The following is a 13,793-nucleotide window of genomic DNA, read 5'->3' on the forward strand; positions in this document are numbered from 1 at the left end:
TCTTATTGACTTTTTTTTGCCCTAAAACTAATTGATGGGATGAAGACCATGCACTGACTATATGCAATGGTTTTTGGCTGTGATTCCGGTCATAAGATTGTTTCATTGTTTTGCCATCAATGGCTATGACTTCTAGCTCCAATTTTTTGGTAATTGAATTTACCCAACTCAAAAAACACTCTTGAAACTGCTTCGGTTCAATTCGAGCAAATACTCGACTAAATGTATCATGAGAAGGAATTCCATTCGGCAGTTCTAGAAAACCTTTTAGCCATTCATATTTAGTTTTTCCATAGAGTTCTATTGCCCCCCATCCATCCGCACCGCTAATGACAGCTAGAATCGCAATGGCTACAATATCTATTAGTAAATGCTCTTTACTTCTTTCTATTCTTGGATCGGTCAAGGTCTCAAAATGGTTTAAAAAACTAACGTTCAATAAGTCTGTCGGATTCGATACACCTATTGTTTTTTGTTGGGAAGTTAAAGTCGAAGTAAACCCTTTCGCCATCGATCGCACCTATCAATTACGCACTTGATTTAGCTAAACACTTCATCTTATCATGTTTGAGGTTGAAATTAAGATGCGTTTACCCTGGCAAGCAAATCACTTGGGAGTGACAATTCAAGCTGACATTATCAAGCAGAAATTGCCCGAATGCAACAACGGTTACGAAGCTGTTGCTAAAGCAAGCGACAAGACTTACGGCAAAACCGACAAGCGCGTTTATTCGGATTTGACAACGGATCACCCGATCGATCTAACTCGCTATCAAGTGCTCAACTGTTATGCGGGAAGGATGGGTTTAATTAACTCCGGCGGTGCTTCCGGTAAAAGCGATTTTGCAGAAGCAATTCGCACGGCGGTAATTAACAAGCGGGCTGGCGGCTGCGGCTTAATTTCCGGTCGCAAAACTTTTCAGCGTCCCTTTGAAGAAGGCGTAAAATTGTTCCACGCCATTCAAGATGTTTATTTGTCGCCTGAAATCTCGATCGCCTAAAAATTTCCCGCACTCAATATCACCACCTAAACCTAGGGTGCACTAGGCGTACAAATCCCCCTCAACGTAAGGTGCAGAGTGTGCACCTTACGTGATTAAAATTCTTTAATCTAAGGATCGCGAATTAAATAACTTACAATTTTAATTGTTATTGTGGGATGGGCGGGACGCCCATCCCACAAACTTGTGGAAGTTATTTAATTCTCATTCCTAAGTGCCAACTTAGCTGTAATATTAATACGAGCTGAAAATATATAGAGACACAGTATAGAATTTAAAAATGCCGCACAGCCTTGTTTTAAACCTGCTGCCAGTTGCACCAATTCCATCCCAGTTTTTAACGGGGCGACATCTCCACGCTTTGTTTTTGAATCTTGTGAGTGCTGTAGACAGCGATTTGAGCGCGTACCTGCACGATCAATCTCATGAAAAAGCTTTCACTTTAAGCCCTTTTCAAGTAAGCAGAAAAGAGGCTTACAAAAGCAGCACGCCCCAGCCACAAAAGAGAGTTTTGCCTCCGGCTTCCCGCACAATATCTCCGGCCCTACAGTGGGAACACAAGCAAGCTATTCAGGAAAATACGCCGATTTGGTGGCGAATTTCTCTGCTGGATGACGGTTTGTTCGATCGCCTAACTCAACTTTGGCAGCAACTTAATTTCGCTCGCCCCTGGCATCTGGGCCCGACAAATATATACATTACTAATATTTTGAGGGAACCGCAATCCAACCAGCCGTGGGTAAACTTTTGTAGTTACACCGAATTGTTCGAGAGAGCTTCGGAAACTGAGCGCCAAATAGCTTTTAGTTTTTGCACTCCTACTAATTTTCGGCAAGGTGTCTACGATAGTGCTATGCCCACTCGTGAGAGTATTTTTGGCAGTTTAGCGAATCGCTGGAACAAGTACAGCCGGATGGCGATCGAACCTACTTTCACAGAAGCTATTTTTCCCAGTTTCTTCGATATCAGAACAGAAGTTAGTACGGATTCTCGCAGTAAATTTATTGGCTGCGTCGGCGATATTAGTTACCGAATTATGGGAGATATAGCTCCTGCTACTATCAAGCAAATTAACACTTTAGCAGATTTTGCGCTTTACAGCGGAGTCGGGCGAAAGACGCCGATGGGCATGGGAATGACGCGCCGATTGCAGGTTTTTTAATCATTCACTTTTTGGCTGAATTTCACTAACAATTTCATAAACATCAGTGTCTGGTATTTTCGCAAACAAAGGCGCCATCTGCTTCAATATTTCCTGATAAGCTTCGCTTTGATTGGCTGCCATATCTTCTACGCTTTCCCAAAAAATGATGGCAATACCTTTGTCTGTATTGGGCAATTGCAGCAGGTATGCTCCCTTAAAACCTGTGGCATAAGTTGCAACGGCTTTTTCAAAAAGTTGCTCTGCAGCTTCAAATTTTCCTGGTTTAAATTCGCCAATGGCAACGTAGGCAAACTGATGTCGGAGAAAGTCTAGAAATTCTGACATATCTTTTTCCTCACTTAATAGCGATACACTAAGTTATATTTTACCCGATCGCCCGAAATTTGTGAATATGGCTGTTTATAAGTCGATCGACCTAAAAAAACCTCACAGCGCTCTCTCTCTTATTCTGCTCTATCCAACCAAACCATTAAATCGGATAAACTAGAAAATCCGACTACCTCCTCCACCAAACTCTCTAATTGCTCAACCGATAATTCCCCAATCCGCGAAACTACATCGGGATTTACGGCTCCTACACGTCGCTCCAGCAGACGCAGAATTAATGCTCTTTGGCCTGCTCTAATCCCTTCTTGCATCCCTGCTTGACGGCCTTCTTGCATCAATTGAGCCCTAGCTCGCTCCAAACCTTCTTCTATACCTCTAGAAACTATTCCCCGCTGTTCTTCGATCGCCGCTTCTTGGGCTTCCATATCCTGGAACTCTTTCAAGCTTAAGTTAGCTTCATTGGCAATTTGAAAAGCTTTTTCTAGTTCTGGAACTGTTTCCATTGTGGCTGGGATTGTTTCTAGATCGGGAGTGTGCTTCATAAAATAAATCCATTTATCAGTCAAACTTGTGAGTTCATCTAACTCTTTTTTGAACTTCGGCAATTCCACAAAAAACATTTCAACTTGGAGATGGGGATAATCAAATAGTTTCTCTTTTTCCTTGAACACAAAATGAGAAATAACATCAGGTTGTTCTTTAAACATTTCAAAATCAGTGATCGTCAAAGCAATTACTGGTTTTAATCTAGGATAACCTTCTCTGATTTTGAGTTGGTTGGCATAGGTTTTGGCTAGGTTGTAGACGACTCGTTTTTCAAAAGCGGCTACATTCAGAACTTGCATTTCAATAATTACCGTCTTGTTGCCCGTAATTCGAGCTTTGACATCCAAATAACTATCTTTGAGTCCGCTAACGGTAGCAGCCGAGTAAGGGTCAATAATTTGCAAGTCTTGGATGATTGGCTCACCGGCGTAAATTAGAGCATTTAAGAAGCTGATGAGGATGTCTTGGCTGTCGGTGGAACCAAAGATTTTTTTGAAGGCAAAGTCTGTTTTAGGGCTGATAAATTTCATGATATTTTTCCCGAACTGTTTTATTGATTTATGAAAAATTTTGAGCTAGTGCGATCGCTTCGGGGCTGCGAAAACTGGGTAGCTGCAATAGCCCACTTGAATTTAGGAAAATACGGGTGATATAAATTTAACATACAAGTAAAAATAAAACCAACATAAAAGTAACAAAAATGACCAAAATATTAGTAATTGAAGACAATAACTTAATTCGAGAAACCGTATTAGAACTTCTGCAATCGCGCGGTTTTGAAGCTGTGGGTGCTGAAAATGGAAAAGTCGGTATCGAGTTAGCAGCCCAAATTCCAGATTTAATTTTGTCAGATGTCATGATGCCAGAGCTAAACGGTTTTGAAGTATTCGCAGCCGTGCGATCGCACCCTGCAACCGCCAGCATTCCGTTTATTTTTATGACAGCCTCCGAAATGGAAAAAGCCCTGGAACTCAAAGCAGACGGCTATCTCCAGAAACCTTGCAGCCTAGCAGAAATGCTCGCGGCGATCGCCACTCAACTAGAAAAACCGACAGTTAGCAACCCACAACATCAAAAAGTACAGGACAATTCTGCACCATCAAATCTCAGCTTGCGCGCCAGCCATCAAAAATCTCGGTTTGAGATTGCCTCGGTTTGCTCGCAATAACACGCACAGTAACGTTATTGATACATAAGTTGAGGGAATTTCAAATTGGTTCCCCCCAGGGGTGGCTTAGACTGGGTATGTTGAATTTGGTTAAATATTTATGAACGCACAACCCAAAGGCCGCCTAGTTTGGAATCACTCTACCCACCTTCCCGGTTTGATACCAATTTTAGAGCGCCTCACCCTAAAAATGGGCATTCAAACAGTCACTCCCGGCGTCATCAACAAAGTTAAAGGACACATCCCCCGCATGACATTAAGAGTGTCAGTACCCATCCGCGGGGGATTTAAAATCATCGCCAGACAGGGCAAAACCGTACAAGAAGTCTTTATATTAACCACTCTCACTCAAGGGGACTTGGAAGAGACGATCGCCCAAACCCTACCCAAGTGACAATTTTTCCTTAGCAAGCAAAGCCCGAGCCCTAACTGAAGTAGTTTCATCGCTTTGGGTGATTTCCTCAAGTCGGGCCGAAACTTCCGCTAACCAATCCGGTTTAACAGTCGCAGCACCCGCCAAAGCTTGCAAACCCCCCGCTGCTGCGTAGCGCACCACCCATTCTGGATCTCGGGACGCTTGCAGTAGCGTTTTCACAGCGCGAAGTTGAGCATCTGCAATTTGTTCTGCCGGCATCAATTCCCAGCAAATCGTCCCCAAACCCCTAACCGCCGCCCGCCGCACGCTCAAAGCAAAGTCATTCGCCCCTGCATCGAGCAAAATCTCCAAACCCCTGGGGTCGCCAATTCCCGCCAAAGCCCGAACAGCCCAAGCTCTCGCCCCGTAATTGTAGCCGTCAAGCTGTTCTAGAAGCGGCAGCACGGCAGCTTCTCCGAGTTGAATCAGCCCGTCAACGGCGGCAACAGCGGCGCCTGGGTTGTTGTAACCGAGGACTGTAATTAAGGTAGGAATTGCTTGTGTTGAGGGAGTCGCCGCCAGTGCTTTGACCGCATTTAACAAGCCTTCGGAAGAATCTGCTTTTTCGACAGCCTGAATTAGTTCTAATGCCATTTATTTGTAAGCTTTACCGTGACTATTGTAATTGTAGGTTGGGTCGTAAATTTTTGACCCCACCCCAACCCTCCCCTTATCAAGGGGAGGGAGTAAGAAATTTACAAATGATTTAGGATGGCTATATTGTAATTGTAGGTTGGGTCGATCGCGCGATCGAACTTTTTGCAGCGTGCGTGAGGCGCGGCGATCGACTTGAAAAGCTTACCCTACTCGAAGTAGGACAGTCTGAGGAATGAGAATTAAATAACTTCCACAAGATTGTGGGATGGGCGTCCCGCCCCTCCAAAAAGGACGGGCGGGACGCCCATCCCACAATAACAATTAAAATTGTAAGTTATTTAATTCGCGATCCTTAGTTAAAGAGTCGAATCCGCAAAAAACTCGACTCGATACCCGCGCTAGGAATTCTTGCGCTGTGCATCCTCACCGCCTTCGCGCTTCCGATAAGCCTTAGCCCAAGCATAGCGCTGCGGATCTTTTTTCAGCAGATATTCCACAACTTCCCGACGCTTCCCATTTTTAGCATTTTTGACAACCCGCTTCATTTCCGCATCCTGATCTCTGGGTGAAGCACCGCGTTTAATTGCCTCATTAAACCAACGCTCACCCTCTAAAAATTGACCCCGCTCAAAACAAATAGCTCCCATCAAAGTGTAAGGATGATGACTCTGAGGCTGATACTCAATAGCTTTTAGCGCACATTTTTCGGTATCATCTAGTTTATTAATATCTCGAAAAGCACCGCCCCTAGTTGTTAGCAAAGCGGACTTGAGCTTATTTTCTTTAATTTTGTCTAAGTCCAGATTTTCTGTCAGGTTCAATGCACTTCTCGGTTGCTCTGCCTTCCGCCAATGACTGCTGGCATTAGCCAAGTTCCATTTATTTCCAGTGCCTTTGTACTGCTGTTCATAAAAAAGTGCTTCGATTTTGTGGTAACCTGTAAAAATCTTGCCAGAGAACAGTCTCTGCCCTTGATATCGGCGTTCTTCCTGCCACCCATAATAGCTATAGCTGGGTTGAGATGCTTCAATTTTATTCTCCTCAAGCCAAGCAACATCTGTTGGTTCCAGTCGCTCTCCTTTATCCAGTTTTTGCAGAATTACGTATAACGGACTAGAAGGTGTCTTATCTTTATAGTTCGAGACATCATACTTAGACTTCAGAGCAGCAAATTCCTTTTCTTGGGCAAAAGTAATTACGTCTTCATATCCATTCTGTTTTAGCCAATCAATATCAGCCTCACTTAAATGCTCTCCCGATTGGATTTTGGATTTCAGACTAGCAGCATATTTGTCTTGGGCAAAAGTAATTACATCATCACGTCCATTCTGTTTCACCCAATCAAAATCAGCCTCACTCAACGGCTCTCCAGATTGAATTTTGGACTTGAGACTAGCAGCATATTTGTCAAGCGCCAGAGTAATTGTCTCGGTCAGTTTACGCTTTTTCAGAAAGTTAATATCCTGCTCACCTAGCGGATTGTCTAAATCAATTTTCTTGAGAACTTTATACAGATGGCTAGAGAGCGATGAATCCTCATAAGTAGTAGCTTTATACTTAACTTTCAGTTCAGCAAAGTGTCGTTTCTGTTCAATCTCCAAAACAATGCTAAGCGTTTCGCTAAGTTGATGCTCTTCTAGCCAGTTAAGTTCTGACTCGCTCAACTGCCGATCTGCCTCAAGATTTTTCAGGATGGGATACAACGGACTTGATACAGATGTTTCTGGGTATTCACTAGCTTTGTACTTATCCTTGAGTTGGGCAAACTTAGCTTCCCGTACAGCTTTTTGTTGCCAAAAAATTTCTAGAGTATCAACCAGTTGGTTATTGAACAGCCAGTTAGCCTCTACATCACTTAATATTTCTCGTGCATCCAGTTGCTTGAGAATTTGATACAAGGGGCTATCAAGTGAACAATCTGGGTATTCAGTTGCTTGGTACTTAGCCTTTAGTGCAGCAAATCGCGCCATCTCTTGAACGATAGCAACTGTTTCAGTAAGCCCCTGTTGTTGCAGGTATTTAACTTCTAAGTCAGTTAGCTGATTTTCTGAGTCAAGTTTCCAAAGGATAGGATACAAAGGACTGGATAGCCGTAAATCGCGATGTCTGGCTACTTTGAACTTAGACTTGAGTTGAGAAAAATTAGCATCTAGTTTTGTTCGTTCTTCAGCCTTATGTAGTGGCTCTTGCTCGATAGCTTTTATTGTTTCCAAAAGCTCTTGGTTTAGTAACCAATCCCACTCGAAGTCGGTAATTGCACATTCTAAATCAGCTTTTCGCAGAATGAGATACAGAAGACTACAAGGAGATGAATCTTCATATTTTGTTGCTTGATACTTGGACTTAAGCGCTGCAAAATGTTGCACCTGGACTTCAAAAGGATCGTTGCTCATGATGAATCCCCCGATTTATACTTCTAGTCGCTACACAACCATCTCCCAGCATTCCGCGATCGCCCGCAGTCAAAACCCAAACTTTTTTAACTGAAAACTCATCCAGATGGTAATATTATTTTAACAGTTCGGTTTCACCAACTACAGCTACAAACCTCAGTATTTTCACTGAAATTTATAATAATTAATACTTAAAGCCTCGTTTCTTATTCCATCAAATCATCAGCCATCGGTTCACCGGGATAAAAGCGAGAAAATAGCAGTTCTCAACTCCATGAAATACAGATATGCGGTAGGGAAACAGCACGGCGCTGTGTCCTGAAATGTGCTGTCTATTGAATGTACGGCAGACTATTGAGAATCTCTACAGCAATCCTATTTTAGTTGTGAACTAATTTTTCAAAGTAAACTATCCATTAAATCCATAACGCGGATAGCTTCATCTGACAAAGATAGAGATTCTTGTTGATTGAGGTGATGCTCCAAAACTCCTTTGAGCGCAATCAATTTCAGGCTATTTTCTGCTAAAGTCTCAGAAATAGCTTGCGCTCCCGGCAAATAGCCGATCGCCCCCAAGTCCATCAAAGCCGATCGCCTCAACTGCAAATTATCCCCATTCAAAGCACTTACCAACCGCTCTCCGTAAACCCGCTCACCAGTTAGCTGATACATCGCCCGCGCCGCAGCGTACTGCACCCGCTCCACAGAATGTTCTAAAAAAGGTGAAATTAGCGGTATTGCTTCTGTCGCTTGCAGCGTTCCCAAAGCTTCAATTACCGAGTCGTAAGGTTGCACGAGGTGCGATTTTCCTGGTACTCGCACAGCAACAACTACGCCCCCATCCAATAGGTTCATTAGCGGCTCAATAGAATCGCGATAGCCCAGCATTTCTAGAGCTTGAGCTGCCGCTTCCCGCACGTAATAATCGGCGCATTCCAAACAACGAATCAGGGCAGGTAAGGCTTGTTTGTCGCCCAATTTACCCAGGGCCCGCGCCGCATTTCGCAATAGGGAATAGTCGCCGATTTTCGTTTGTTCTGACTCTTCTTCCAATGCGGCAATTAAAGCTGCAATAGCTGCCGGTTCCTTGACTCGAAATCTGCCCACCCACCAAGCAGCATAATACCGGAGACTGTAATCTTGGGAGTGCAAATTTGCGATCGCCTGTTCAACAGTTAAAGACTCGCCCTCAGCTACACCCGCCGGCGGTGAGTCGGATTCGTAATAATTCATAGTCATTAGTTATTAGTTATTAGTTATTAGTTATTCGGCTCTTGAAATGGCTGCTATCCAGAAAAAACCTGCAAGGGTTAGGGAAACTGGCCGATTAAAATCGCTACTAAACAGACAAAACCCGCCGGGGCGGGTTACATTAACTCTTAGTCCGCTTGGAGTGGACGAAAGTTTGTCTAGGAGCGATTTTCATCGCCCCTTCTAGCTTGTGTCGGAGCGATTTTCATCGCCCCTGCAACCAAACTATTGGTGATCGTGGGATGATTCATGGGATGATTCTGCACCCGCGTTTAAAGGATGAATGCTGACAATTTTCCCGCCCATGCGAGTAATCCGCTGCATTTCTTGATTCATCCGATTGTAAGGCACAGTGATAAATGTACTCGCGCTCGATCGAATCGAATAATCCACATTATCTGTTTCATCGCTTTGGCGCAAGCCGACAACTTCATACCGAAAGCAGCGACTAGCCGAAGCTGTATTGCCACTTTTTCCAGCTACAATTTGACCCAACATAAGCTTCTTGGTAATTGGTAATTGGTCAGTAGTCCTTAGTCCTTAGTCCTTAGTCCTTAGTCCTTAGTCTCTAGTTCAGAATTTACGCAGAACCTAATTATGTAGGTTTCCGTGCACCTCGCACCTTACGCAGAAACTAATTATCTAATGACTAATGACTGATGACTAACAACTAAATTGGAGTAATGCTGGCGATTTTCGCGCCCATGCGTTGAAATTTCTGCATTTGCGAGGACAACTCCTCAACAGGTACGATGAAAGCCTTGCTGCTGCGGCGCACGCTGGGATATCCGCCCGTGCGAATGCCCGAAACTTCCACGCGCACCAGCCGCCCTTCTTTGCCGTAAGCTGCCGCACCGCCGAAAGTGCTGGCGGGAGTTACGTTTCTGGCGGAAGGCCGATATGCCCAACCTTCGTTACCGCCAGAAGGCCCAACTACAGCCGTAGCGGTGTTAGTGCCGAGTTCGACAGCTAAGCGAGAGATATTGCCTTCTAGCTGAGATGTATCGCTGTTTGCATAGCCCCGATACAACCGGAACATCCGGGTAAAACCGACGGTTTTTTGACCGCGCTGGGTGTTAAAGCCGCGGTAGTAAGGGACGATACTTTCGCCGAAGTTTTCTTGATACTCTACTGAATCGATGTAAGAATCAATATCAGCGTCGTAGCCTTTTGTTTGGTACAAATCTAAGTGCTCAATTACTTCAGATTCGTCGTAGGTAGCGCGACCGAGCAAGTGTTTGTAGTTTAGTTCGATCGTCCGAGTTTGGAAGCTGTTGTAGAAAAACTTGGTTTTGTACAGTTCTGACTTAGCTACAGCGCGTACAAATTCTCGTACACTCAAACTGCCGTCTCGCAGCAAAGACTCGGAACTTGTAAGTCGCTCGGATTTCATTAAATAGTCGTTGCCGAGCACCTGACGGTAAACGGCACGAATCACCGTTTCAACGTCGTCTTTGGTGTAGTTCGGGCGCAATTCTACCTTCGGCGCATCGCTCAATGCGGATGTGCCCAGTCTGGACGCTGCTGTTGTAATCGCCACCAGATTTTCTCCTAAATTATTAATGACAAAAGTTTTATGCTTCGTTGCACTTGAAATTTTTAGGACTAAGGATAATATGCCTCAAAGTAGGGTGTGCACTGCACACCTTACCTATACATATAAAATTGAATAATTTTTTAGCCTTAGTCCTAATTTGCTAAAGACGTTTCACAAAAACGTCAATACACAAACTTTAAGCTGTGGTAATACTTACCACTTTGCCGCCACGTTTGTTGATTTGCTGCAAGCGGCTCGAAAGTTGCTCGTAAGGCACGAGATATTCGGTAGTAGTCCGCCGCACTTGGGGCAGAAAATTACCCGCACCTTGCATTGCGGTGACTCGGTAGAGTTGGTCGCGAGAACCGCCGGATGTGCCGCCAAGGGCTTTTCCGGTGGAGGCCGTGTATATCGGCGAAGCCATATTTCTCGCTACTTCCCAAGTCAGCCGGGCTTGGGTTTGGTTTTGCGATCGATCGCTGGAAGCAAAACCCCGGTACAGTTGAAACATCCGGTTAAAACCGACGGTTTTTTGACCTCTTTGAGTCGCGAAACCGCGATAGTAAGGCACTACACTTTCGCCAAAATTTTCTTCATACTCAACGGAGTCAATGTAAGAATTAATTTCAGCTTCGTAGCCTTCTGCATTGTACAAATCAACGTGGAAAGCAATTTCCGACTCGTCGTAAGGAGCGCGGCCCAACAAATGCTTATAATTAAGCTCAATTAACCGCGTTTGCGAGTTCGGATAAAAAAACTTTTTCCGATAGGTTTCGGAATGTGCAATTGACCGCACAAAATCTTTCACTGAAATCTGCCCTTGCAGCAGCAGAGATTCAGCACTGGTAAGTCGTTCGCTCGACATTAAATACTCGTTGCCTAAAACTTGGCTGTAAGCAGCGCGAATTACTGCTTTCGCATCCTCTTGCGTCCAGTGGGGGCGCAGTTCTACCCGTCCCGCTTCTTCAAATGCTTTTATTCCCAACCGTTCTGCAGCTGCTAGTCCCGCCATCTTCGCTTCTTCCTTTTTTGCTGTAAAAATTGAAAACTGCTTAAAAAAGTATTTGCAAAACTAGGCTTGGATCGCAGATGCCCGGAATTGTAAACAACCGCTAACACTTAAGCTAACAGCAGCTTACAATCCCGGGCATCACGCAAATCTAGCTCAGAGCGTTGATTGCGTAGTCGATGTAGGAATTCGCTTCAGTTGCAGCGTCGCCACTGAGACCGTGGTTGCCTTTGATGTACTTGAGAGCTTCAACGTACCAGCTAGGAGACAATTCAAATGTCCGGTTGATTTCGTCAACACCTGCAATCAGGTACTCGTCCATCGGACCTGTGCCACCTGCAACTAAGCAGTATGTTACCATCCGCAGGTAGTAGCCGATGTCGCGAGAACACTTGGCTTTACCTGTTGGGGTAGAAGCGTAGTTCGGGCCTTGCATTTGTTGCGTGTACGGGAATTTGTTGTACACAGCTTGAGCTGCACCGTCGATCAAACGCTGAGAGTTGGCGGTCAACGCTTTGGCTGCTTCCAAACCTGCTGCTGCTTGGCGGAAACGGCCGAAGGCGACTTGCAGTTCAGTGCTGCTCAGGAAACGGCCTTGAGAATCGGCTGCGGTTACTGCTTCAGTCAAAGGGGTTTTCATTGTTCTGGTTTCTCCCTAATGTTGTGTTGTTTTTGTACAAAAATGATTGTTTGCAAAAATGCGATGCTCGCTTCTTTACAAGAAAGGTTCGCTTGGCTATTTTTAGCCGACTGCACTAGCTGCGCGGTCGAAGTAGCTGCCGATTTCAGACATTAGCGAGCTACAATCACCACGGGTAACACCGTTGGGGTCGTTAGCGATCGCAATTGCTGCTTCCTTCATTTTTTGCACACCGGCTGCAACTGAGCCACCGGGAACTCCCAGAGCTTGGTATGTTTCACGCAGACCGTTCAAGCAGCGGTCGTCCAAAACGCTGGCGTCGCCTGCAAATGTTGCATAGGTGACGTAGCGCAAGATGATTTCCATATCGCGCAAGCAAGCTGCCATGCGGCGGTTGGTGTACGCATTGCCACCAGGAGCGATCAGTTGTGGCTGTTCGGCGAACAGGGTGCGAGCTGCATTGGCTACGATGCTGGATGCGTTGCCGGTGATGCGGTTTACTGCATCAATCCGCTTGTTGGCGTCGGAAACCATGCTGCTGAGAGCATCTAGTTGACCCTGAGCTAGAAATTCGCCCCGAGCGTCAGATTGGGAAACCACTTTTGTAAATGCGTCAAACATGAAAGAACTCTCCTACTTGAGTTAATTGAGTTTGGTTGCGGTATAAAACCGTTAAGTTAAATTTGTTCAGGCTACGAGTGCCTGCAAGGGTTGAAATTTGATGCCAGCTAATCTGCTGGTCCGATCGAGTTTTCCCTTTCCGCTACCTGCACTATTGTTACATCGTAACGGACGTTTAAGAAACCTTAGAAATTTTAACATCTTTTATGAGATGCGACAAACCTTGTCAATCAGTGTTTTTGTTAACTTTGGCCTGTCGTTTCAACCCTCTGATAATCTTTATACAACGCCCGCCCATCTTTGTTTATTACAAATTATTACAGAAAGTTATCTCTCTAAGAAGGGAAATGTCTGGGTGGAGAAGTGCAGGCTAATCTCCTTCCTGCGATAGATGCGGGGTTGCACAACCCAACGCACAGTTTGCTTCCCTCGCCCCAGCAGTCGCGGTTGAACCGCCCCGAACCCTCTCGTGGGCCGATCGCCTTTGTTAGCTTTCTGTGGAAAAGCGGGATTGTTAAGAAGTGTTAAGTAAATTAAAGTTTTGGTAATAGAAGGCTGGGGGAACAGGGAAAAAACCAAAAATTCTGCCCAATGTCAGGAGGCCTGCAAAATTCGGTGTGGGAAAAATCCCCAAGATTGTGAAGCCCCTCGCCAGAGCCTCAGCTTTTGCCGGAAATATCACCATTTGAAGAGTAAACTCAGCCGTTGGGCATTGGGTAAAAGCCGAAGAAATTGCTAATTTTTAGTAGTAAGGTGGATAGGTGCTATCAGATACATTTAACCCGGTAAATCCAGGATTGCGCCTCGATATACTGTGTATGGCAGATCGGGCATCGCTTTTAGCGATCCCTAATAGGGAGGTATCTCTCAAAGCTTTCAACAAAATATTGAAAGCGCTATTCAATGCGTTACGTTTTTGGGGGCTGAGCCGTTACGCTTACTACGAAACTTTTTCGCTTAGTCCGATGCTTCGGCGCTGGTTTTAAACGGTAGCCTATCCTATTACATACTGCCAATGTCTACCGCTATCTTCTAAGAGTTTACAAGAATTCGTTTACTATACGAAAACAGCCGTAGGTCTACAAACGGCGCGATCGAGCCACCAGACGCATTGAAGTTAAAA

At 44.9% G+C, this 13,793-nt stretch carries 14 protein-coding genes and 1 pseudogene; 4 read left to right on the top strand and 11 right to left on the bottom strand.

Features of this window, described 5'->3' with window-relative positions:
* Positions 1-511 (bottom strand): ISAs1 family transposase (locus QUB39_RS16300; protein WP_333057251.1); only part of this gene is annotated, 511 nt, incomplete at its 3' end.
* A 79-nt stretch (positions 512-590) separates the two neighbouring features.
* Between QUB39_RS16300 and QUB39_RS16305 the strand changes: the two are divergent.
* Together QUB39_RS16305 and cas6 are read left to right on the top strand one after the other, a co-directional pair.
* Positions 591-1,001: pseudogene (locus QUB39_RS16305) on the top strand (class I fructose-bisphosphate aldolase); the annotation flags it as partial.
* 280 nt (positions 1,002-1,281) lie between these two features.
* The gene (gene cas6, locus QUB39_RS16310) at positions 1,282-2,163 is read left to right on the top strand and encodes a CRISPR-associated endoribonuclease Cas6 (RefSeq protein ID WP_333055298.1); all 882 of its coding nucleotides are present in this window, start codon (positions 1,282-1,284) and stop codon (positions 2,161-2,163) included.
* Here the strand turns inward: cas6 and QUB39_RS16315 are convergent, their stop codons facing one another.
* Both QUB39_RS16315 and QUB39_RS16320 read right to left on the bottom strand, forming a co-directional pair.
* Positions 2,164-2,490 carry an antibiotic biosynthesis monooxygenase gene (locus tag QUB39_RS16315; protein WP_333055299.1) on the bottom strand — a complete coding sequence of 109 codons (327 nt, stop codon included), beginning with the start codon at positions 2,488-2,490 and terminating at the stop codon, positions 2,164-2,166.
* 119 nt (positions 2,491-2,609) lie between these two features.
* Positions 2,610-3,569: an Rpn family recombination-promoting nuclease/putative transposase gene (locus QUB39_RS16320; protein ID WP_333055300.1), complete on the bottom strand. Its 960-nt coding sequence runs from the start codon at positions 3,567-3,569 to the stop codon at positions 2,610-2,612.
* Positions 3,570-3,739: 170 nt separating this feature from the next.
* Between QUB39_RS16320 and QUB39_RS16325 the strand changes: the two genes are divergently transcribed.
* Both QUB39_RS16325 and QUB39_RS16330 read left to right on the top strand, forming a co-directional pair.
* On the top strand, positions 3,740-4,207 hold the full coding sequence (locus QUB39_RS16325; protein WP_333055301.1) for a response regulator: 468 nt from the start codon (positions 3,740-3,742) through the stop codon (positions 4,205-4,207).
* 100 nt (positions 4,208-4,307) lie between these two features.
* Positions 4,308-4,601 (top strand): DUF2103 domain-containing protein, encoded by a 294-nt coding sequence (locus QUB39_RS16330; RefSeq protein WP_333055302.1) that lies wholly within the window; start codon positions 4,308-4,310, stop codon positions 4,599-4,601.
* On the opposite strand, the gene QUB39_RS16335 is transcribed toward QUB39_RS16330, so the two are convergent.
* From QUB39_RS16335 to QUB39_RS16370, 8 genes are all read right to left on the bottom strand, one after another.
* Positions 4,590-5,216, bottom strand: a complete 627-nt coding sequence (locus QUB39_RS16335; RefSeq protein WP_333259992.1) for a HEAT repeat domain-containing protein — start codon at positions 5,214-5,216, stop codon at positions 4,590-4,592. The two genes, QUB39_RS16330 and QUB39_RS16335, sit on opposite strands and share 12 nt — an antisense overlap.
* A 401-nt stretch (positions 5,217-5,617) precedes the next feature.
* Positions 5,618-7,612 (bottom strand): hypothetical protein, encoded by a 1,995-nt coding sequence (locus tag QUB39_RS16340; protein WP_333259989.1) that lies wholly within the window; start codon positions 7,610-7,612, stop codon positions 5,618-5,620.
* Between the two features lie 399 nt (positions 7,613-8,011).
* Entirely contained in the window at positions 8,012-8,851 is an 840-nt protein-coding gene (locus QUB39_RS16345) for a HEAT repeat domain-containing protein (RefSeq protein ID WP_333485104.1), read from the bottom strand.
* 237 nt (positions 8,852-9,088) lie between these two features.
* Positions 9,089-9,361 (bottom strand): phycobilisome linker polypeptide, encoded by a 273-nt coding sequence (locus QUB39_RS16350; RefSeq protein WP_333055307.1) that lies wholly within the window; start codon positions 9,359-9,361, stop codon positions 9,089-9,091.
* A gap of 172 nt (positions 9,362-9,533) precedes the next feature.
* The gene (locus tag QUB39_RS16355; RefSeq protein ID WP_333209621.1) at positions 9,534-10,403 is read right to left on the bottom strand and encodes a phycobilisome linker polypeptide; all 870 of its coding nucleotides are present in this window, start codon (positions 10,401-10,403) and stop codon (positions 9,534-9,536) included.
* A gap of 193 nt (positions 10,404-10,596) precedes the next feature.
* On the bottom strand, positions 10,597-11,412 hold the full coding sequence (locus QUB39_RS16360) for a phycobilisome linker polypeptide (protein WP_333209623.1): 816 nt from the start codon (positions 11,410-11,412) through the stop codon (positions 10,597-10,599).
* A gap of 148 nt (positions 11,413-11,560) precedes the next feature.
* A complete protein-coding gene (gene cpcA / locus QUB39_RS16365) occupies positions 11,561-12,049 on the bottom strand; it encodes a phycocyanin subunit alpha (protein ID WP_006631256.1) in 489 nt (162 codons plus the stop codon).
* 102 nt (positions 12,050-12,151) lie between these two features.
* Positions 12,152-12,670: a phycocyanin subunit beta gene (locus tag QUB39_RS16370; RefSeq protein WP_332948147.1), complete on the bottom strand. Its 519-nt coding sequence runs from the start codon at positions 12,668-12,670 to the stop codon at positions 12,152-12,154.
* Positions 12,671-13,793: the final 1,123 nt, after the last annotated feature.

Origin of the sequence: Microcoleus sp. AT8-B5 (assembly GCF_036705565.1) — a bacterium.
Taxonomy (GTDB): Bacteria; Cyanobacteriota; Cyanobacteriia; order Cyanobacteriales; family Microcoleaceae; genus Microcoleus.